13 protein-coding genes are annotated in these 21,734 nt (G+C 35.9%); 7 read left to right on the plus strand and 6 right to left on the minus strand.

Annotated elements, in window-relative coordinates; genetic code table 11:
* Window positions 1-19: 19 nt before the first annotated feature.
* A complete protein-coding gene (gene metE, locus ACP7AT_RS02985; RefSeq protein ID WP_426062876.1) occupies window positions 20-2,344 on the minus strand; it encodes a 5-methyltetrahydropteroyltriglutamate--homocysteine S-methyltransferase in 2,325 nt (774 codons plus the stop codon).
* A gap of 157 nt (window positions 2,345-2,501) precedes the next feature.
* On the opposite strand from metE, the gene ACP7AT_RS02990 reads away from it, so the two are divergent.
* Both ACP7AT_RS02990 and dgt read left to right on the plus strand, forming a co-directional pair.
* The gene (locus ACP7AT_RS02990; RefSeq protein WP_426062877.1) at window positions 2,502-2,963 is read left to right on the plus strand and encodes an Lrp/AsnC family transcriptional regulator; all 462 of its coding nucleotides are present in this window, start codon (window positions 2,502-2,504) and stop codon (window positions 2,961-2,963) included.
* A 134-nt stretch (window positions 2,964-3,097) separates the two neighbouring features.
* On the plus strand, window positions 3,098-4,444 hold the full coding sequence (gene dgt, locus ACP7AT_RS02995) for a dGTP triphosphohydrolase (protein ID WP_426062878.1): 1,347 nt from the start codon (window positions 3,098-3,100) through the stop codon (window positions 4,442-4,444).
* 3 nt (window positions 4,445-4,447) lie between these two features.
* Here the strand turns inward: dgt and ACP7AT_RS03000 are convergent, their stop codons facing one another.
* From ACP7AT_RS03000 to ACP7AT_RS03010, 3 genes are all read right to left on the minus strand, one after another.
* Window positions 4,448-5,482 (minus strand): DUF3078 domain-containing protein, encoded by a 1,035-nt coding sequence (locus ACP7AT_RS03000; protein ID WP_426062879.1) that lies wholly within the window; start codon window positions 5,480-5,482, stop codon window positions 4,448-4,450.
* A gap of 38 nt (window positions 5,483-5,520) precedes the next feature.
* Entirely contained in the window at window positions 5,521-7,302 is a 1,782-nt protein-coding gene (locus tag ACP7AT_RS03005) for a 1-deoxy-D-xylulose-5-phosphate synthase (RefSeq protein WP_426062880.1), read from the minus strand.
* Between the two features lie 185 nt (window positions 7,303-7,487).
* On the minus strand, window positions 7,488-8,339 hold the full coding sequence (locus tag ACP7AT_RS03010; protein ID WP_426062881.1) for an energy transducer TonB: 852 nt from the start codon (window positions 8,337-8,339) through the stop codon (window positions 7,488-7,490).
* 61 nt (window positions 8,340-8,400) lie between these two features.
* Between ACP7AT_RS03010 and ACP7AT_RS03015 the strand changes: the two genes are divergently transcribed.
* The 4 genes from ACP7AT_RS03015 (at window position 8,401) to pbpC (ending at window position 18,153) form a co-directional block, all read left to right on the plus strand.
* A complete protein-coding gene (locus ACP7AT_RS03015; RefSeq protein ID WP_426062882.1) occupies window positions 8,401-8,844 on the plus strand; it encodes a nucleoside deaminase in 444 nt (147 codons plus the stop codon).
* A gap of 299 nt (window positions 8,845-9,143) precedes the next feature.
* Window positions 9,144-14,801, plus strand: coding sequence for an alpha-2-macroglobulin family protein (locus ACP7AT_RS03020; RefSeq protein ID WP_426062883.1), 5,658 nt, complete (start codon window positions 9,144-9,146; stop codon window positions 14,799-14,801).
* Between the two features lie 128 nt (window positions 14,802-14,929).
* The gene (locus tag ACP7AT_RS03025) at window positions 14,930-15,520 is read left to right on the plus strand and encodes a transposase (RefSeq protein WP_426062884.1); all 591 of its coding nucleotides are present in this window, start codon (window positions 14,930-14,932) and stop codon (window positions 15,518-15,520) included.
* Window positions 15,521-15,777: 257 nt separating this feature from the next.
* Entirely contained in the window at window positions 15,778-18,153 is a 2,376-nt protein-coding gene (gene pbpC, locus ACP7AT_RS03030; RefSeq protein ID WP_426062885.1) for a penicillin-binding protein 1C, read from the plus strand.
* Window positions 18,154-18,383: 230 nt separating this feature from the next.
* Here the strand turns inward: pbpC and ACP7AT_RS03035 are convergent, their stop codons facing one another.
* Both ACP7AT_RS03035 and ACP7AT_RS03040 read right to left on the minus strand, forming a co-directional pair.
* Window positions 18,384-19,928 carry an Rne/Rng family ribonuclease gene (locus ACP7AT_RS03035; RefSeq protein WP_091203035.1) on the minus strand — a complete coding sequence of 515 codons (1,545 nt, stop codon included), beginning with the start codon at window positions 19,926-19,928 and terminating at the stop codon, window positions 18,384-18,386.
* Window positions 19,929-20,240: 312 nt separating this feature from the next.
* Window positions 20,241-20,531 (minus strand): HU family DNA-binding protein, encoded by a 291-nt coding sequence (locus tag ACP7AT_RS03040; RefSeq protein ID WP_066080765.1) that lies wholly within the window; start codon window positions 20,529-20,531, stop codon window positions 20,241-20,243.
* A gap of 133 nt (window positions 20,532-20,664) precedes the next feature.
* Between ACP7AT_RS03040 and mutY the strand changes: the two genes are divergently transcribed.
* A complete protein-coding gene (gene mutY / locus ACP7AT_RS03045) occupies window positions 20,665-21,702 on the plus strand; it encodes an A/G-specific adenine glycosylase (protein ID WP_426062886.1) in 1,038 nt (345 codons plus the stop codon).
* The last annotated feature ends 32 nt before the right edge of the window (window positions 21,703-21,734 follow it).

Consider the following 21,734-nt stretch of genomic DNA (forward strand, 5'->3'; position numbering starts at 1 on the left):
CTTACCTGAAGTCAGGTTGTTAAACGATTGCAATGTTTGCGACAGCAATTCTCATTTCTTGAGCTGCAGCTACCATTTCGATTAGTGCTTTTTTGGTTTCGTCCCAGTGGCGGGTTTTTAAGCCACAGTCCGGATTTACCCAAAGCTGATCTACAGGAATCACTGCCGAGGCTTTCTCTAATAATTTTACCATTTCGGAACTAGAAGGAACACGGGGCGAGTGAATATCATATACGCCAGGTCCTATTTCGTTTGGATAATTAAAATCGGAAAAAGCATTCAGTAATTCCATTTGCGAACGCGAACATTCTATAGTGATCACATCGGCATCCATATCGGCAATACTTTGAATAATGTCGTTGAATTCACTGTAACACATGTGGGTATGAATTTGGGTATCATCTTTTACACCACTGGCCGAAATTCTAAACGCTTTTACTGCCCAATCCAAATAGGTTGCCCATTCTTCTTTGCGTAAAGGCAATCCTTCTCGAATGGCGGGTTCGTCAATTTGAATAATCTTAATTCCTGCCTTTTCTAAATCGACTACTTCATCTCTAATCGCCAATGCAATTTGGTTACAAGTTTCCGAGCGCGGCTGATCGTTACGGACAAAAGACCATTGCAAAATAGTCACGGGACCGGTTAGCATTCCTTTTACCCATTTTGGCGTAAGCGATTGTGCAAAGGCCGACCATTGCACAGTCATTGGGTTGGGACGCGATACATCACCATAAATAACGGGAGGTTTCACGCAGCGGCTACCGTAACTTTGTACCCAGCCGTTTTTGGTAAACGTAAATCCGTCGAGTTGCTCTCCAAAATATTCCACCATATCGTTGCGTTCAAATTCTCCGTGAACCAGTACATCAATGCCTGTTTCTTCCTGAAAGCGAATCGTTTCTTCGGTTTCTTTTTGGAGTAAATCATCATATTGTTGTTGGCTTAATTCGCCTTTTTTGAACTTCGCTCTCCAGCTTCGGACTTCGGTAGTTTGCGGAAATGAACCAATAGTGGTAGTTGGGAATAACGGAAGATTCAATACGTCTATTTGCTTTTTTCTACGGACTGAAAATGGATTTTCTCTTTGATCATCACCAGTTGCAATGCTGGTAACCCGATTTTTCACCACATCATTATGGATTAATTTAGATGTTTTTCGGTTTTCGTTGGCGGTTGTGTTTTCTTGAAATAGGACAGAATCAACGAGCGTTATCTCACCTGAAGCGAAATTTTGTAGCAGTACTATTTCTTCTATTTTTTGTTTGGCGAAAGCCAGCCATTGTTTGATTTCAGGGGTTAGTGTAGTACCACTGGTTTCTAAATCTAAATCACAAGGCGAATGAATCAGGGAGCAAGATGGTGCAATTAGGATTCTGTTTTCGCCAAGTGCATCAGTGGCTTTCTTGATAAGGGCTAACGATTTTTTAAAATCATTTTTCCAAATGTTTCTACCATCGACAACACCAAGCGAAAGACTGACAGTATTGGACAATTGCCCCGATTCCAAGATATCATCCAATTGCGAATGACAACGCACTAAATCCAAATGTAAAGTGTGCACAGGCAAAGCGAGAACGGTTTCAAGATTTTCTCCGAAACAATCAAAATAGTTCGCAAGAATTAATTTGATTTTAGGGAAACGCTTGTTGATTTCATTATAAACATAAGTTATTGCATTTCTTTCTTTGTCTGTTAGATTCAAAGCTAAAAATGGCTCGTCAAATTGGATCCATTCCACATTTTCATTTTCCAGTTTTTGAAGGATTTCAAAATATACCGGAAGTAATTTTTCGATCAGGTCAATTCTATGGAAACCTTCTTCTTTTTCTTTTCCAAGAAGTAAATAAGTAACGGGTCCTATTATAACTGGTTTTGTAACGATTCCTAAAGCATTGGCTTCTTTAAACTCGTCGATTATTTTTTCGGAGAATAATTTGAATTCTTGATCGTGAGTGAATTCTGGAACAATATAATGGTAGTTAGTATCAAACCATTTTGTCATTTCCATGGCAATGACATCTTGTCCGTCTTTTTGCGAACCTCTGGCCATGGCGAAATACAGATCGATATTGGAGTTTGTTTTGGCTAATTCTTGATAACGCTTTGGAATAACTCCTAAAGTAAGTGATAAATCCAGTACTTGGTCGTAAAACGAAAAGTCATTAGAAGGGATTAAATCAATTCCGGCTTCTGCTTGTAATTGCCAGTTTTCTTTGCGGATAGTTGCGCCTACAGTTAAAAGTTCTTCTGAGGAGATTTTTCCTGCCCAATACGATTCACAGGCTTTTTTTAATTCTCTGTTGCTACCAATTCTTGGATAACCTAGATTGTTTGTTTTCATTTTTAAAAAAGTATTTTTTACGGAACAAAGTTATTGTATTGGATATTAAAACTTAAATTAGCGAATTGTTTCAGTGAATAAAAGTATTATAATGATAGATGATAGGTTTTAGTTCGGAATGAAACTTTAAAAATGATTTTTAACAGTAAAAAATACTATGGAAAATATAGATAACATTGATTTGCAAATCTTAAAGCATTTGCAGGAAAACTCGAACATCAATACTAAAGAGTTAGCCAGTAAATTATTTCTTACGGTAACACCTGTTTATGAACGTATAAAAAAACTGGAACGGGACGGCTATATTATGAAATATGTGGCCTTGTTGAACAAGAAAAAATTGAATCTTGGGATGACTGTTTTTTGTAATGTTCGGCTCAAAGAACACGCCAGAAACGTAGGTAGTAATTTTGTAAAAGATATTGTTGCCCTTCCGGAAATTATAGAATGTTACAACATTGCAGGCGATTATGACTTTATGTTGAAAATTCTGGTCGAGGATATGTCCAGTTATCAGGATTTTGTGATGAATAAATTATCCACTATCGAGAATATTGGGAATACACAAAGCGTTTTTGTAATGGGAGAAATCAAACACAGTACGGCATTGGCTATTTGATAATGCGAAAGTAATTTATTGGAGTTTTTGGTTGGAGAGAACTTTAATTGCAGGGTGAAATCTTAAAATAAAATGTATTTTTGGTTTTTTTAAATTTTAAATTAAAATCCGTTAATCTGAAACTATAAATTATAATGAACTGGGAACAACTTTTATCACTAAAACGTCAGGGAGACAAAGGCAAAAGATTACGTGTAGAACAAGATGATACGCGACTTGGTTTTGAGGTGGATTACGATCGTATTATTTTCTCGGCAGCCTTTAGAAGTTTGCAGGATAAAACGCAGGTTATTCCGTTGTCAAAAACTGATTTTGTTCACACCAGATTGACACATAGTTTAGAAGTTTCAGTTGTGGGGCGTTCTTTAGGACGATTGGTTGGAAAAAAAATCATAGAAAAATATCCGCATCTGAAAGAAGTTCATGGCTATCACATGAATGATTTTGGGGCTATTGTTGCCGCCGCATCTTTGGCGCACGATATTGGAAATCCACCTTTTGGACATTCTGGCGAAAAAGCGATTGGAGAATATTTCTCCATTGGAAACGGACAAAAATATAAAAATCAGCTTACTGCTAAAGAATGGCAGGATTTAATTGATTTTGAAGGAAATGCTAATGGATTTTCAGTTTTAAACAGTTCAAGACCAGGAGTAGAAGGAGGAATTCGACTTTCATATGCAACATTGGGTGCATTTACGAAATACCCAAAAGAAAGTTTGCCAAAAAAACCAACGAAAGATATTGCCGATAAAAAATACGGTTTCTTTCAAACAGACAAAGCTTTTTTTCAAGATGTGGCTAATGAGATGGGATTGATTCCAAATAAATCGGGAGATAATATAGGTTTCGAACGACATCCTTTGGCTTATTTAGTGGAAGCAGCTGATGATATTTGTTATACGATTATTGATTTTGAAGACGGAATAAACTTAGGATTAGTTTCCGAAGATTTTGCTTTAGAATATTTGATAAAATTGGTAAAAGACAGCATAGACACTTCCAAATATAAAACGCTAACCACCAAAGAAGATCGGATCAGTTATTTACGTGCCTTAGCTATTGGTAGTTTAATCAGTGATGCCGTAAAAGTATTTATCGAAAATGAATTATTAATTCTGGAAGGTAAATTTCCTTTTGCGATCATGGATAAAAGTAAGTATAAAGCACAAATGGATGATATTATCAAGATTAGTGTTAATAATATTTACCAAAGTAGGGAAGTGATTGAGAAAGAAATTGTGGGTTATCAGATTATTCAAACCTTACTAGATAAATTCATCACGGCTTTTAATAATAAATACAACGGGAATGCGTCTAATTACGATTCTTTAATTCTGAAAATGTTGCCTGAGAAACATCATCTTGAAAAAGAAGACTTGTACGGACGATTACTTCATATTTGTCATTTTATATCTTTGTTGACCGATGGGAATGCACTGGAATTATTTGAAACTATTAATGGGCGAAAAAAGAATTAATTTTTAAAAAATATACTCAATTCCAACACCTACAGCTTGCCTTACTTGCGTTTTTGGACCTTCGGTTACTTGTACGCCTGAAATTTCTCTTTTTGATTTGATATCATCATCGTAAATAACATGTGCTCCAATGTTAGCTTTTACATATTGATTAACAATAAGTTCGACTTGAAAATCATAATCCACATCAATATTTCCAAAACGATTTACATAATCTGAATACAAGCTTAAGCGGTTTTCTAAATGGATATTCTTAAAAATTTCTTTTTTAATATGACCAGAGGCTAATATCCCTAATTCCATTTTCGATTTTTCTCCTTCAGTAAGCAAATTTCCATCCAGATCGTAGGTGGCTTTAGGAACTCCAAAAGCACCTTGATTGGCTAATGTTTGATCTAAGACTAAGGTTGTTTTAAATGTAAATGGAGAGATGTAAAAAATTCTTTTCTTCTCTTTGTTTACGTTTTCGGCACCAATTCCGATAAAAATATAAGCAGGTGCAAAAGGTTTTGATATCGCTTTTTTAGTATTTGGATAGGCGTATCCATTAGTAAACTGCGTGTTAAAATTGAATTTTGCAGAATGGTACCAGTTGGATAAAGTGTCTTGACGGTAGCCAAATGTAGAGTTTAATTGTATTGCATCATCTGTTTTTCTTACTTCGGTGCGTTCTTGTTTGTTCAAACCATATCGAATTAAAAGCTCATTTGCCCAAATATAATTGCTACGGGTATAAACTCTATGAAATTTACCTTTTAATAATCCTGAAATGGAACTTGTCCCCCCAGCACTCCAGTTGACGAAAGCCACTTCGGAAATGTCAAAGCCTAAACTGTTTTTTTTACTCCAATAAGTTAAAGGAAGGTAGTGTGTTTTGGTTTGTATTTTTAGTGGGACATGCAATGATTTTCCTGCGGTTGTTAGTGTTGTTACAGGTGTGAGTCCATCGGAAAGAGTGGTGTTTGTTACTTCTTGGGAAAAACAATTAATAGAAATAGTGCAGGTAAGTATGAGAAAGGCGTAAGTTATTAATTTCATTTTGGAGTAGTTGTGTTTGAGGTTGCAAAATAATTATTTTAACAACTTGAAAAAAGTAATTCAAGACTTTTAACGTCAATTTTACAGTATTGTTGCAATTCGGCGACCGTTCCGTGTTCAATAAACTCATCCGGAATACCCAGAACCATTACTTTTGAAGTATAGTTATTCTCAGAGGCAAACTCGAGAATCGCACTTCCAAAACCACCTTTTACAACACCATCTTCTATGGTAATTATAGTTGAAAATTTACTAAAAATGGTGTGTAATGCTTTTTCGTCCAATGGTTTGACAAACGAAAAATCATAATGCGCGATAGTTTCTGGATGCTTTATTTTGGCTATAGCCAAGGAGACATTGTTGCCAATAGTCCCATTGGATAAAACGGCGACTTTCGAACCTTCTTTAATGCAAATACTTTTTCCAATTTCTATTTTTTCATACTTTCCAAGATGTTGCGTTTGCCAATCTGCAGTTACGCCGCGACCACGCGGATACCGAATGGCGATGGGACGATCTAATCCCAATTGTGCGGTATATAAAATATTTTGTAATGCAATTTCATTTATTGGGGCATGAATAATCATATTAGGAATGCAACGCAAATAAGCCAAATCGAAGACACCGTGGTGCGTTGCTCCATCTTCTCCCACTAAACCGGCTCTGTCCAGACAAAAAATTACCGGAAGATTTTGCAAAGCCACATCGTGGATTATCTGGTCGTATGCTCTTTGTAAAAAAGTCGAGTAAATATTGCAATAAACAGTCATTCCTTGAGTTGCCATTCCGGCAGCCAATGTAACCGCATGTTGTTCAGCAATTCCCACGTCAAAAGCACGTTTAGGAAATGCATCCATCATAAATTTTAATGAACTTCCGGACGGCATTGCAGGTGTAATCCCGATTATTTTCTCATTTTTTCTGGCCAAATCCAAAACCGTCAAGCCAAAAACATCCTGATATTTCGGAGGTAAATTTTCTTCTGATTTAATGTGGATTTCTCCGGTTACAGCGTCAAATTTTCCGGGAGCATGGTATTTTACCTGGTCTTCTTCGGCTTGTTGCAGGCCTTTTCCTTTGGTGGTAATGATATGAAGAAATTTTGGTCCTTTTATTTTTTGCAAACGTTTCAGTTCTTTGATAACGGCAAAAATATTATGGCCGTCTATTGGACCTGAATAGTTAAAATTTAAGGATTTAATCATGTTGTTTTGCCTCGGATTTTTTCCTTCTTTTACGGCAGTAAGGTATTGTTTCAAAGCGCCGACACTTGGATCAATTCCGATGGCGTTATCGTTCAGAATTACCAATAAGTTTGCGTCAGTAACTCCGGCGTGATTTAAGCCTTCAAAAGCCATTCCTGAGGCTATAGAAGCGTCGCCAATCACCGCTATATGTTGTTTGTTGAAATAGCCTTTGAGATTAGAAGCAATTGCCATGCCTAAAGCTGCCGAAATGGAAGTAGAGGAGTGACCTACGCCAAAAGCATCGTAAATACTCTCACTTCTTTTTGGGAAACCGGAAATACCTCCCAGTTGACGGTTGGTGTGAAAACTTTCTCTTCGGCCCGTGAGTATTTTATGTCCGTAAGCTTGATGGCCTACATCCCAAATCAATAAATCATTTGGTGTGTCAAAAACATAATGCAATGCAATAGTCAATTCGATAACTCCTAGGCTTGCGCCAAGATGTCCTTCTTTTACAGCCACAATATCGATAATAAAATTACGTAACTCTTGAGCGACTTGAGGAAGTTGGGCTTTGTCAAGCAGACGTAAATCGGTTGGGTTATTTATGTTTGAAAGTAAACTGTTTTTCATTGTTTTATAAAAAGCAAATTTACGGTTTTAAATTGGAATCTTTTTTTCAATTTAAGACGATTCTAATACCTGTCTTACGATATACAGGTAGTTTATTAAATGGGTTAACTAAGTCTAGATTGGCTGCTTTTTGAAACAGCTACGATTAGTTATGGTATAAATATGTTTTGTCAAAACTATTTTGTTTAGATCAAAGAAATAGGTGCAGTGTATAATGTTCGTGTTTTTTTACCATTTTGTTCACCTGGTTTCCATTTAGGACATAATTTCAAAACTCTAATAATTTCACTTTCTAAAGCCTCGTTAATTTCGGATTGGGGTTTGACATAGGTTAATGAGCCGTCTTGATTCACTACGAATGAGATTGAGATTTCGGTAATTTTATTTTTTATATTTTCTGGATGTTTGAACTCTTCTTTAAAAAAAGTATAAAATTTTTCAATCCCGCCTTTATATTCTGGAGGGAATTCGAAACCGATACCTCCGTTGTAAATTACATCTTCAACAACAGTCTCGTTCTTTGTTGTTTCTTCGCAAGCAATTGTTTGGGGATTTATAAATTTTACATGATTTACCTTGGTTGCTGGTGCAGGAGGTTGAACATGATTTTGGGTATTGTTTTTTTCTGGCAACATCATGCCAACAGTTATTCGAGATGCTTTTGTACTGTCTCTAACCACTTCAACAGCATCAATTTTTTGTTTGTTTCCATTTTTATCGGCACAACTAAACAAAGTGGTTCCCATTGTGATAAACAATGCTAACAAAAACATTTTGTGATACTGAGTTTGAATATAAAGTGCATGACTCGGGATTTGAATTGTTATCGTATCTAATTGTGATTTTCTAAATCTTCCGCAGATATTTTTGTTTTGATTTTGAATGAAAAAATGCTGTACTTCATCAGGAAACATTGTAGTAAAATCGATAACTGACTTGGAACAACTTAAGCAAAAACGACCGTTTTCCTTTGGAGTCATTTCATCCCAGTTTTCGCTACAAGGTTCGGGAATCGCTATTTTGTACTTTCTTTCCATTTTTAAATTTCAATATTTAAATGTACTAAAAAATAAATTGTAAAGCCCTATTTTTGTATTTATGATAAATCCTTTCACCGACGAATATTTCATGAAAAAAGCTTTGCAGGAAGCCGAAATGGCTTTTGAAAAGGGCGAAATTCCTGTTGGCGCTCTAATTGTAATTGATAATAAAGTCATTGCCAGAAGTCATAATTTAACCGAATTACTTCATGACGTTACGGCTCACGCCGAAATGCAATCCATCACTGCTGCTGCGAATTATCTTGGCGGAAAATATTTAATGGGTTGTACGCTGTACGTCACACTGGAGCCATGCCAGATGTGCGCCGGAGCTTTGTACTGGAGTCAGATTTCAAGAGTTGTGTATGGAGCCACTGATGAAAATCGTGGTTTTGTAAAAATGGGAACGCAATTGCATCCTAAAACAACTGTCGTTTCTGGAATTATGGCGAATGAAGCGTCGGTGTTGATTAAGCGATTTTTTCTGGAGAGAAGGAAGTAAACTATTCAAGATGTTTGCTAGCCCTGATGGGAACGGTATCCTTTTTATTTTTTCTTTAAAAATAAAAAGATACAAGTATACAGCAGGACACAAGCGGTATTGAACTGACGAAGTAAATAGCTCCTTGTAAATCTGAAATGTGAAGGAAAATTAAATTGTTCACATTGTTGAATTTTCTTCCTAAAATAATAAATTAAATAATCTACATTTACTACAGTATAACGGTAACATCCCAATTTTGGTGTTACTTGTGAGATGTTACAATAATTTAATTTATAACCCATTAACTCTAGATAAAAGTGAAAACAAAAGGATTAATTTACGTATTTTCTGTGTTTTTTTTGTTTCAAGCGTGTGGTAGAAAATCAGTCGCCGATTTTAATTCAGATTTCTCATTATTCAAAGAGTTTGTCGTTAGTTTTACGGGAGGAATTGTTTCTTCAGAATCTGATATTAGGGTAATTTTGGCTTTTGATAAAAAAGAATGGAAAATCAATGAGGTTTTAGATAGCGATTTGTTTACTATTTCTCCTACTATAGACGGAAAAGTAATTGCCCTTTCGAACAATACTATTGCTTTTATTCCCGAAAAAAAGCTAGAATCGGGCACGGAATATCAAGTGACTTTGCATTTGGATAAACTGAATCCAAAGGTTGCCGAGAAAAGCAAGGAACTTTCCAATTTCAATTTTACGGTAAAAACTATAAAACAGGATTTTGTTGTCAATACGCTCTATGTTCAATCCTATAGCCAAGAATACCAATATCTGAATGGTGTGCTCAAAACCGCAGACAATATCGATTTGGAAACTGCTAAAAAATTGATTGAAGCCGAGCATAATGGAAGCGATTTGAAAATTGTTTTCGAAAAAGCGAACACAATTGGTAAAGAATTCAAGTTCAGAATTGACAGCATTCAACGATTGGAATCTAAAAGCAATCTTGAGATAAAATACAACGGTAGTGATTTTGATATCGATCAAAAAGGGACTATCGATTTCCCGATTACGGCATTGAAAGAGTTCAAAGTCGTTAAGACAGAAATTCAAGAAGGAGATAATCAAACGTTATCCATTAATTTTTCAGAGCCATTAGAAAAAGGACAAGATTTTAAAGGATTGGTTGCAATTCAAAACACAAGTAATTTAAAGTTTTCTGCACAAGGAAATGTTTTAAAAGTTTATTTTAGAAATGAAGCACCCATTCAAAAACCGGTTGAAGTTGCTCCAGAACCAGTTGCGGAAGTTGTAACTATTGATTCTACGGCTGTGGCTGTGGATAGTGCTTTGGTTGAGGAACCTGAAGAAGTTGCCGTAATTGAGCCTGAGCCGGTTGTTGATTTGCAAAAGCTTACAGGAGAACTGTTGTTGGAAGTTTTTCAGGGAATAGAAAGTGAATACGGTAGAAAGTTAAATGAGAATTATAACGAGAAAATATCATTTGATGAAATAAAGCCAAGCGTTCGTTTTATCAAAAACGGAACGATTCTGCCAAGTTCTAATAATTTAAAACTCAATTTTGAGGCTGTAAACCTGAGTGCTGTTGATATAAAAGTGTATAAAATTTACAAAAACAACATCATGCAATTTTTGCAATACAACGAACTCAATGGCAGTCAAAACCTGAAAAGAGTTGCGCAACCCGTTGCCAAATCAACCCTGAATTTAAAAGAAAATACATTAATAAATCTGAGTAAGTGGAACACTTTTGCTTTAGATTTATCTAAAATAATTACTCCTGAACCAGGCGCGATTTATAGGGTAGAATTTGTTTACAAGAAAAAATATTCTTTGTACAAATGCGAAACAGCGGATGAAAATACAACCGAAGAGGAAGAAGACATTGATGAGAATGATGTCAATTACAGCGGAAACTCTTATGATGATGATTATGATGATTACGAATGGCGAGAAAGTCATGATCCTTGCTCGAGTTCTTATTTTTATAATGCCAAAATAGCAACCAATATTCTGGCTACTGACTTGGGGGTAATTGCCAAAAGAGGCGGAAATAAATCATATTTGTTTGCCGTAAATAATATTGTCACCACTGCGCCAGTTACAAATGCAAGAGTAGATTTGTATACTTTTCAGCAGCAAAAAATAACTACAGGAACCACCAATGGCGATGGGATTGCAACTTTTCAGTTGGATAAATTTGCCTATTTTGCTATTGTAACTCAAGGTGCGGAATCTACTTATGTTAAATTAGACGACGGGAATTCATTGTCAGTGAGTAATTTTAATGTGGCTGGCGAGACTTTGCAAAAAGGACTCAAAGGATTCATTTATGGAGAACGTGGCGTTTGGCGTCCTGGAGACAATTTGTATTTGTCTTTCATTTTGAACGATGCTTCGAATAAAATTCCACTAGGACATCCTATAAAATTTAGACTAGCCGATCCAAATGGAAAAGTAACTTATCAAACGGTTCAAAAATCGAATGAATGGAATCATTATGTGTTTACAGTTCCAACAGAAAGTGATGCGCCTACTGGAAATTGGGAAGCAATGGTTAGCGTAGGTGGTGCGAAGTTTTATAAAAGTCTAAAAATTGAAACTATCAAACCCAATCGGTTAAAAATAAAAAACACTTTCAAACGAGCTGTACTTTCATCATCGTATCCTAATACCAGCAATCTTGAAGTAGCTTGGCTTCATGGTGCTGTGGCCAAAAATTTGAATGTTGAAATGCAAGCCAAATTTTCGCAACAAACTACGACTTTTAAGAATTATGAAAAGTATATTTTTGATGATTTGGTTCGAAAATTCAGCACCGAAGAAGTTACCGTTTTCTCAGGGAAATTGGATGCTAATGGAAAAGCGAATGCTACGATAGACCCAAAAATACAAGGAGAAGCACCAGGAATGTTGAAAGCGTCCTTTATTACCAAAGTGTATGAAGAAGGAGGCGATTTTAGTGCTGATGTTATAGCGACGACTTATTCTCCGTACAGTACTTATGTGGGGATAAAGTCACCTGAGCCCAATAAATACGGAATGCTAGAAACCCGTAAAATGAACCAATTTGATGTGGTTACGGTCGATGAAAACGGAAGACCAAAGTCTGTTAGAAATCTGGAAGTAAAAGTGTACAAAGTAGAATGGCGCTGGTGGTGGGATGCGTCTAGCGATAATTTATCGAATTATAACTCTGATAATGCGACGACTTCGTATAAAACTTTTATTGTCAATACCGATATTAGTGGAAAAGGAAATGTCCGTTTTGCCTTGGCTGATGAAGAGTGGGGACGTTATATGATTCGGATTTCTGCTGCTGCTGGGGCACACGCAACGGCTTTGACGGTAAATATTGATTGGCCAACATGGTCTGGAAAAACTAGAAATACAGATGCTTCTACAGCCAATATGTTAGTGTTTTCAACCGATAAGGAGAAGTATGCCGTGGGCGAAAATGCTCAAATTTCGTTCCCATCTAGTGCAGGAGGGCGTGCTTTTATCTCTATCGAAAATGGCTCGAAAGTAGTACAAACGCTTTGGGCGAAGACCCAAAAAGGAGAAACTAAAATAACCATTCCGATTACAGCTTCTATGGCGCCAAATGTGTATTTCAATATTACGCTGTTGCAACCACACGCTTCAACCAAAAATGATTTGCCAATCCGTATGTATGGAATTGTACCTATCGAAGTGGTTGATAAAAACACCATCCTTGCTCCCAAATTAGTAATGCCAGATGTGTTGCGTCCCGAGCAATTATTTGTTTTAAAAGTGCTTGAACAATCTGGAAAAGCAATGACCTACACAATTGCCATTGTTGATGAAGGATTATTAGATTTAACCCGTTTCAAAGCGCCAAATGCTTGGGACAGTTTTTATGTTCGGGAAGCTTTGGGTGTAAAAACCTGGGACATTTACGATGATGTAATTGGAGCGTATGGCGGAAGAGTGAATCAGATTTTCAGCATTGGAGGAGATCAGGATTTGGGTGGAGGAAAAGCCAAAAAGGCGAATCGATTCAAGCCGGTTGTGATTTATATGGGGCCTTTTAAATTGGAGAAAGGACAAACCAAAACCCATCAAGTAAAATTACCGAAATACATTGGTGCTGTAAAAACAATGATTGTGGCTGGAGATGCAACTACAAGTGCGTATGGAAGTGTCGAAAAAGCAACTCCGGTTCGCAGTCCGTTAATGGTGTTGGCGTCGTTGCCAAGGAAAATTTCTCCATCCGAGAAAGTAACCATTCCAGTTACTGTTTTTGCGATGGAAAAAAACATCAAAAATGTTACGATCCAGATTAAGACGAATAACGGTTTAAAAGTCATTGGAAGTGCTATACAAAAATTATCATTCGCACAGCCAGACGAAAAAATGGCTTATTTTAATTTGGCTGTTGGTTCTGTTACCGGGATTGGAAAAGTGCAGATTGTGGCGACCTCCGGCAAGGAAAAATCAATATACGATGTAGAGATTGACATGACGAATCCGAATCCAGTGACCAATACGTTTACCGATGTGATTTTGGAACCGAATAGTACTAAAACTATTTCGTGGAAAACATTTGGTATTGCTAGAAGTAACAAAGCAAAATTGGAGGTTTCTTCGATGCCAACAATTAATTTAAACGGACGATTACAATATTTGATTCAATATCCACATGGTTGTGTCGAGCAAACTACTTCGTCTGCTTTTCCACAATTGTATTTGAATGATATTGCCGATTTGGATGATACGCGTCAGCAATTAATTCAAAAAAATGTGACTGCTGCAATTACACGATTAGGAGGTTTTCAATTATCGAATGGTGGAATGTCGTATTGGCAAGGAGGAACAGATGCAGATGATTGGGGCACTTCGTATTCAGGGCATTTTATGATTGAAGCAGAGAAAAAAGGTTATTTTCTGCCAATCGATTTCAAATCCAAATGGATTTTATATCAGCAAAAAGAAGCTAAGCAATGGAGATTTGAGGCAAGGTATGGAAATGATTTAGCGCAGTCCTATCGCTTGTACACTCTGGCTTTAGCTGGTACTCCCGATTTATCTTCGATGAACAGATTGCGTGAAACCAAAGGAATTTCGAACGAAAGTAAATTGCGTTTGGCAGCGGCTTATGTATTGGCAGGGCAAAAATCAGCAGGTTTGACGTTGCTGCTGAACAGTTATATAGAAGACGATTCTAATTATAATTATTACTATTATGGTTCTAGCGACAGGAATCGTGCAATGGCTTTGGAAACAATGTTGTTGCTTGGACAAAAGCAAAAAGCATTTGCAATGGCAACAAAACTAGCAAAAGATATGTCAAGCGACCAATGGATGAGCACACAAACTACAGCTTATTGTTTGTATGCAATGACTAAGTTTTCTGCGAGCAATGGTCCAAAAGGAATCGATGTTCAGTTTAGTAAAGACGGAAAAGCACAATTAATTAAAACGATGAAAACCATCGCAGACCGAAGTCTGCTTGTCAAAACGGGTATGAATAGTGTGACTTTAAAAAACAACAGAAAGAATAGATTGTACGTTCGCGCGCTGAATACAGGAATTCTTCCAATTGGACAAGAAATAGCAATTCAGAGTAATGTTTTGGCATCTATTGTTTTCAAAAACAGAAAAGGAAGCGTTATCAATGTGTCTAAAATTAATCAAGGGACTGAATTTGTTGCTGAGGTAACCGTTAAAAACCTGAAAAATGAACGTGCAGAAAATGTGGCGTTGTCCCAAATTTTGCCTTCCGGTTTCGAAATTGTAAATACCCGTTTCACGGATTACGGTGACGTAACCAATAATGTTGCTGATTATATTGATATTCGCGATGATAGAACCAATTTCTATTTTGGATTAAAAGCTAGAGAAGTAAAAACCTTTAGAATATTACTAAATGCCTCTTATTTAGGAGCCTATTATTTGCCAGGACTGCAATGCGAAGCAATGTATGACAATACGTTTTTGGCTAGGACGAAAGGTTTTTGGGTACAAGTAGTGAAGTAATTCGTATCCTAACAGGTTTCTAAAACCTGTTAGGTATTACAAGAATTAAATTGATTTTTATTTTTAGGATGAAGTTACACCTAACAGGTTTTGGAAAACTGTTAGGACAATAAAAAAGTATATCAGATATGGAAAAAGATATTTTCGAATCAGGTCATTATTATCACATGCACAATAGAGGTAATAACAAAGAAAATATTTTTATTGAAGAGAAAAACTATAATTATTTTCTGGAAAAAATGAAGAAATATCTTTTGCCAATTGCAGATGTTTATGCCTACTGTTTGCTCAAGAATCATTTTCATATTGTTTTGAAAATTAAAGATCAAAAGGAGTTGCCAGAAAAATTTAAAGAGAAAATTCATTTACCTTTTTCTAATTTTTTTAATTCGTATGCCAAAAGCATAAATACTGCTTATAATCGAACAGGAAGTTTATTTCAAGAACATTTGCAAAGAAACAGAATTGAAAATGAAGAGTATTTGAAGCAATTGATAGTATATGTTCATTTAAATCCTGTAAAACATAAATTTACGGAATCATTCGAAACCTATTTGAATTCATCTTACCGTTCTTATTTGTCAAATAAAGAAACAAGTATTGAAAGGGATTTTATTCTCGAATTATTTGGAGGTTTAGAGAATTTTAAGTTTTATCACAATGAAAGAAGATTGGTTTATAAGTGTATAATTGACGCGATTGATAAAATGGATGAATAAATTATATTTGGGTTTACTTATCCTAACAGGTTTCTAAAACCTGTTAGGTATCTTTAGTTTAAATAAAATTTCCTAAATTAATGAAAAGAGATAATATTGCGAAGGTTAATTTTGCTTATCCAAACAGGTTTCCAAAACCTGTTAAGTATTTATTTAGGTTATACTAATCTTTTATTGAGGAGTGAATGTACACCTAATAGGTTTTGGAAACCTGTTAGGATAGTAAAACCTCTTAGGAAGAAAAACAAAAGTTTACTTTGAAAAACAAACTCATAGCGTTCCTGCAACGCATAATCAATTGGATAAAATTAAATAAAATTAAATCATCAATAGCTTTTTTGCTGTTGGTGGTTTATTATTTTTCGTTGCCGCGAACATTGTTTCAAGAGCCTTATTCTACTGTAATTGAAAGTAAAGAAGGAGAATTGCTTGGCGCCAAAATTGCTCTTGACGGGCAATGGCGATTTCCAGTACAAGACAGTGTTCCTGATAAATTTAAGAAGTGTATTGTTTATTTTGAAGACGAATATTTCAATAAACACCCCGGATTTAATCCTGTTGCGATGGTTAATGCTTTTCAGCAAAACAGGAAGGCAGACAAAGTCGTTCGTGGAGGAAGTACTTTGACACAACAAGTCATTCGCTTGTCTAGAAATGGGAAAGGTAGAACTTATTTTGAGAAAATAATTGAACTCATTCTTGCTACCCGATTAGAATTGGGGTATTCTAAAAATGAAATTTTGGAATTATATGCATCACATGCACCATTTGGAGGAAATGTGGTGGGCCTCGAAATGGCTTCTTGGCGGTATTTTGGTGTAAAATCCTATCAATTATCTTGGGCTGAGAGTGCAACTTTGGCCGTTTTGCCAAATGCGCCTAGTTTGATTTATCCGGGAAAAAACCAAATCAAATTATTGAGCAAGCGCAACCGACTTTTGTTGAAATTAAACCAGGAAGGAATTATTGATAAACAAACTTACGAGCTTTCGATAGATGAGCCATTACCTCAAAAACCTTTTGATTTACCTCAAATTGCCGCTCATTTATTGCAACGTGTTGCCAAGAATCAGGAAGGAACTCGGGTGAAAACGACAATAGAAATTGGGTTGCAAAATAGAGTCAATCAAATTGCAAAGTACTATTACAATCAATACAAGCAAAATGAAGTACATAATTTGGCTATTTTGGTAATTGATGTGTCCAATAGAAAAGTGATGAGCTATGTGGGCAACTCGCCTACGGACGGCAATCATCAAAAAGATGTCGATATTATTGATGCACCAAGAAGTACAGGAAGTATTCTAAAACCGCTTTTATACGCCAGTATGCTCGATGATGGGGAGTTATTGCCCAATACGTTAGTAGCAGATATTCCGACGCAGATTGCGGGGTATACGCCTCAGAATTTTAACCTGACATTTGATGGAGCAGTTCCAGCGCATCGGGCATTAGCGCGATCCTTGAACATTCCTTCTGTATTGATGTTACAGGATTTTGGAGTGAATAAATTTTATGAAGAATTGCAACGATTTAAATTAAAGGATATCTCAAAACCGCCCGATCATTATGGCTTATCGCTTATTTTAGGTGGTGCCGAAAGTAATTTATGGGATTTATGCCGAACCTACGCCGGTTTGTCTTCAACTTTAAATTTTTTCAATAAAAATCAAGGAAATTACAGAACCAATGAATTTGCTGAATTAAACTATCAAGATGATTTTCAAGTTGATTTTGGCGACGAAACCATGCAAAAGAATATCTTAGGCTCAGGATCGATTTGGCTCACGTATAAAGCAATGGAACAAGTCAATCGCCCCGAAGGAGATGAGGCTTGGAAATTCTATGACAGTTCGCTCAAGATAGCTTGGAAAACAGGAACGAGTTTCGGGAATCGTGATGCGTGGGCGATAGGAACGAATGCGAGATATGTTGTAGGTGTTTGGGTTGGGAATGCAACAGGCGAGGGCAGGCCAACCTTGACGGGAGTTAGCAGTGCCGCACCTATTTTATTTGATATTTTTAATTTATTGCCAAGACAACGATGGTTTGACACTCCATTTAAGGATTTAGAAGAAGTTGAAGTTTGTAATTTAAGCGGTCATTTGGCTAAAGACGGTTGTCCCAAGATAAAACAACTTGTTCCGAAGAAAGGAAAAAACACATCTATTTGTCCGTATCATAAAACAGTACATTTGGATAAATCATTACAAGTTCAAGTCAACAGCAGTTGTGAAAACATAGAAAATATAGTGACTAAAAACTGGTTTGTTTTGCCTCCCTTGATGGCTTGGTATTACAAAAGTCAGCATATTGAGTATTTGCCTTTGCCCCCGTTCAGGAGTGACTGTATGGGAACACAAACGGCTATAATGGATTTTATTTATCCAAAAACAAACAGTAAAATCTATCTTACGAAGAATTTCAATAGCGAAGTTCAGCCCGTGATTTTAAAAGTGGCGCATTCGCAAAGGGAAAGCAAGCTGTTTTGGTATGTTGATAATGTGTTTAAAGGCAGTACCAAAACCTTTCACGAAATGCCTATTTTACCCACGACAGGATTTCATTACATCACTGTGGTGGATGAATTTGGAAACGAAATTCGGAGAAAAATTGAGATTATTAGAGAATAGTTTATGAAATTCCAAATACCTATTTTAAAAGAGAATGTTTTTTTGAAAATGATTGCCTTAGCCCAGATAGCAGTGGAAATCCTTTTCTTTTTTTCTTTAAAAAAGAAAAGATTGTAACGTATAGCTGGATCGGCTCCTAAAACAAATAAATTATAAATTACAGATTGCTTCGAAAAATCTCGCAATAACGCACAAAAAAACCGCCAATCTCACGAAAGGCGGTTTGTTATTTATTCTATGACAGCATTTTCTTTTTTGTCGTAGAAATGATATTCTAAATACGTGTAAGCGTCACGAGGTATGATTTTCACCCACTTTTTATGTTCAAGAAACCATTTTGAACGTAATGATGGAAAACCTTTGGTAAGGTATGCGGCCACAAACGGATGTACATTAAGCACAACATCTTTGTGGTTTTTTAATACTCTTTCCAGATCAAAAGCGATTTTATCAATGATTTGAATTGGCGCTTCAATTTCGCCACTTTCATTGTTTGGATCTTCTTCTCTGGTCTTAATATTTACTTCTGGTCTTACCCTTTGTCTTGTAATTTGAACTAATCCAAATTTACTCGGAGGTAAGATCTTGTGTTTAGCCTTATCGTCGCTCATTTCTTCTTTCAAGAAATCGAACAAAACTTTACGATTTTCAGGATTTGACATATCGATAAAATCTACTACGATGATTCCGCCCATATCACGAAGACGTAATTGTCTTGCGATTTCGGCAGCTGCAATCATATTTACTTCCATGGCTGTATCTTCCTGGTTGGTGGCTTTATTAGAACGGTTTCCGCTGTTTACGTCGATGACGTGCAAAGCTTCAGTGTGTTCGATAATAAGATACGCCCCTTTACTCATGGATACTGTTTTTCCAAAAGAAGTTTTGATTTGTCTCTCTATGTTGTATTTCTCAAAAATAGGTGTGTCTTTTGATTGATAAAACTTAACGATTGATTGTTTGGATGGTGCAATTTCTTGCAAATAATCCTTTGTTTGGTTGTACAACTCTTCGTCATCAATTTGAATACCACTAAAGGTATCATTGAATACATCTCTCAATATTGAAGAAGCTCTGTTGAGTTCTCCCAATACTTTAGACGGATGATGAGCAGTTGGTAATTTTTTACACATTGCAGTCCATCTGCTAAGCAGGTTCTGCAAATCTTTTTCTAATTCGGCTGTATTTTTGCCTTCGGCTACTGTGCGAACAATAACACCAAATCCTTTTGGTTTGATGGATTGTACTAATCGTTTCAAACGGTCTTTTTCTTTTTTGTCTTCTATTTTTTGTGAAATAGAAACTCGGTCAGAAAACGGAACCAAAACTATAAATCTTCCGGCAAGAGAAAGCTCGGCGCTGATTCTTGGTCCTTTGGTAGATATAGGTTCTTTGACGACTTGTACTAAAACAGATTGATTGGAACTTACTACATCAGTAATAGTACCATCTTTGTCTATTTCTTTTTCAAACTGGAAGGTTTTTAGGGAGAAATCTTTTAATTTACCTGCGCTTACAAGTTTTATGAATTTCAGTTGGGAAGCTAAATTAGGTCCTAAATCGTGGTAATGTAAAAAAGCATCTTTTTCGAAGCCTACATTTACAAAAGCAGCGTTAAGTCCGGCAACTGGTTTCCTGATTTTGGCAATAAAAATATCACCAACCTGGAAGTTGCTTTTTTCTTCTTCTTTGTGTAATTCAATTAGTTTTCCATCTTTTAATAAGGCAAAATCTACGGCTTCAGAACTAGATCTAATGATTAATTCTTTATTCACACTGTAAATTTTTTATTTATTCGCCAAAGCGAACAAATGGATTAAACAATATTTTAACAGGTATTGAACCCGGGGAAAATTAGCTGGCAGATTGCAGTGTTAAGTTCGCAGTTGCCTGACTACTAAAAACTGAATACTGATGACTAACTTTCAATTTCAATGAACGTTTAAAAAGAAAAAAGTAGTTTAAAACTACTTTTTCTTTTTGTGACGGTTAGCTCTCGCTCTTTTCTTACGTTTGTGAGTTGCTACCTTATGTCTCTTTCTTTTTTTACCACTTGGCATGTCTTGTCGATTTTATGATTAATATTATTATTTTGCTTCGTTATTTGTTTTCACTCCTTCTACAAAAACTTTTGCAGGTTTAAATGCAGGAATGTTGTGTGCAGGAATTTTTATTGTGGTATTTTTAGAAATATTTCTTCCTGTTTTTTCCGCTCTAGTCTTCACTATAAAACTTCCAAAACCTCTTAAATAAACATTGTCTCCAGTTTCTAATGAATTTTTTACTTCATTCATAAAAGTCTCTACAGTTGCCTGTACATCTCCTTTTTCAAGACCTAATTTTTCTGAAATTTTTGCTACGATATCTGCTTTCGTCATTTTCTTTCCTATTTATAATGTTGTACTATTTTTTTGAGTTTGCAAATATAGGAATTTAAAAAACAATTATTCAAGCTAATTCGTTAAATTTTAATCACATAAACTTTTACTTTTGCTAACAAATAATTAAAACATGATTTTTTCTAACGTGTTAATACAATGGTATTTACAAAATAAACGCGATTTACCTTGGAGAAATACCACTGATCCGTACCCCATTTGGCTCTCTGAAATTATGTTGCAACAAACGCGTGTTGCGCAAGGAATGCCTTATTTTTTGTCTTTTACGAACGCTTTTCCCACTGTTTTTGATTTGGCGAAAGCCAATGAAGAACAGGTTTTGAAACTCTGGCAGGGACTGGGGTATTATTCCCGTGCCCGTAACTTGCATAAAACCGCGCAGCACATAGCAGAGGAATTATCAGGAGTATTTCCAGGAAATTATAATGACTTATTGAAACTGAAAGGGGTAGGAGAATACACCGCCGCCGCCATTGCTTCTTTCTCTTATAATGAGGCGGTTCCCGTTGTTGATGGAAATGTGTTCCGGGTATTATCCCGTTATTTCGATTTGGATACTGATATTGCTCAGGCTTCCGCCAAAAAAGAATTCGCTGCTTTGGCTTTGGAACTGATGCCAAAAAATAATCCTGCGACTTTCAATCAAGCTATTATGGAATTTGGCGCGTTGCAATGTGTTCCTAAAAGTCCGAATTGCGGTATTTGTATTTTCAACGAAAGTTGCGCCGCTTTGCAAAAAAATAAAGTCGATCAGTTGCCTGTAAAATCCAAAAAACTAAAAGTGAGGAAACGATATTTTAATTTTCTGGTTGTTGCCGATGAAATAGGAAATACCATTATTCAGAAACGAGCGGACAAAGGAATATGGCACAATCTCTATCAATACCCATTGATCGAAACAGAAAAAGAAGAAGATTTTGATTATGTAAGTGAAGCTGTTCAGGGTGATTATTTCAAAGATAATACTGTTATAAGTATGTTAGAATACAACGAGAAAAGTATCATTCATAAATTGTCACACCAACATTTGCATATCAAGTTTTGGAACGTAAAAGTGAAAGGAACAATTGAAAACGGAATTGATCAGGAAACTTTGAAAACATATCCTTTCCCGATTGTGATTCATAATTTTATTGAAAAGGATTTGTAATATTTGTTTGACGAGTGTTTTTTATTCATTTC

It is taken from the genome of Flavobacterium sp. DSP2-3-1 (assembly GCF_049896865.1).
Classification (GTDB): domain Bacteria; phylum Bacteroidota; class Bacteroidia; order Flavobacteriales; family Flavobacteriaceae; genus Flavobacterium.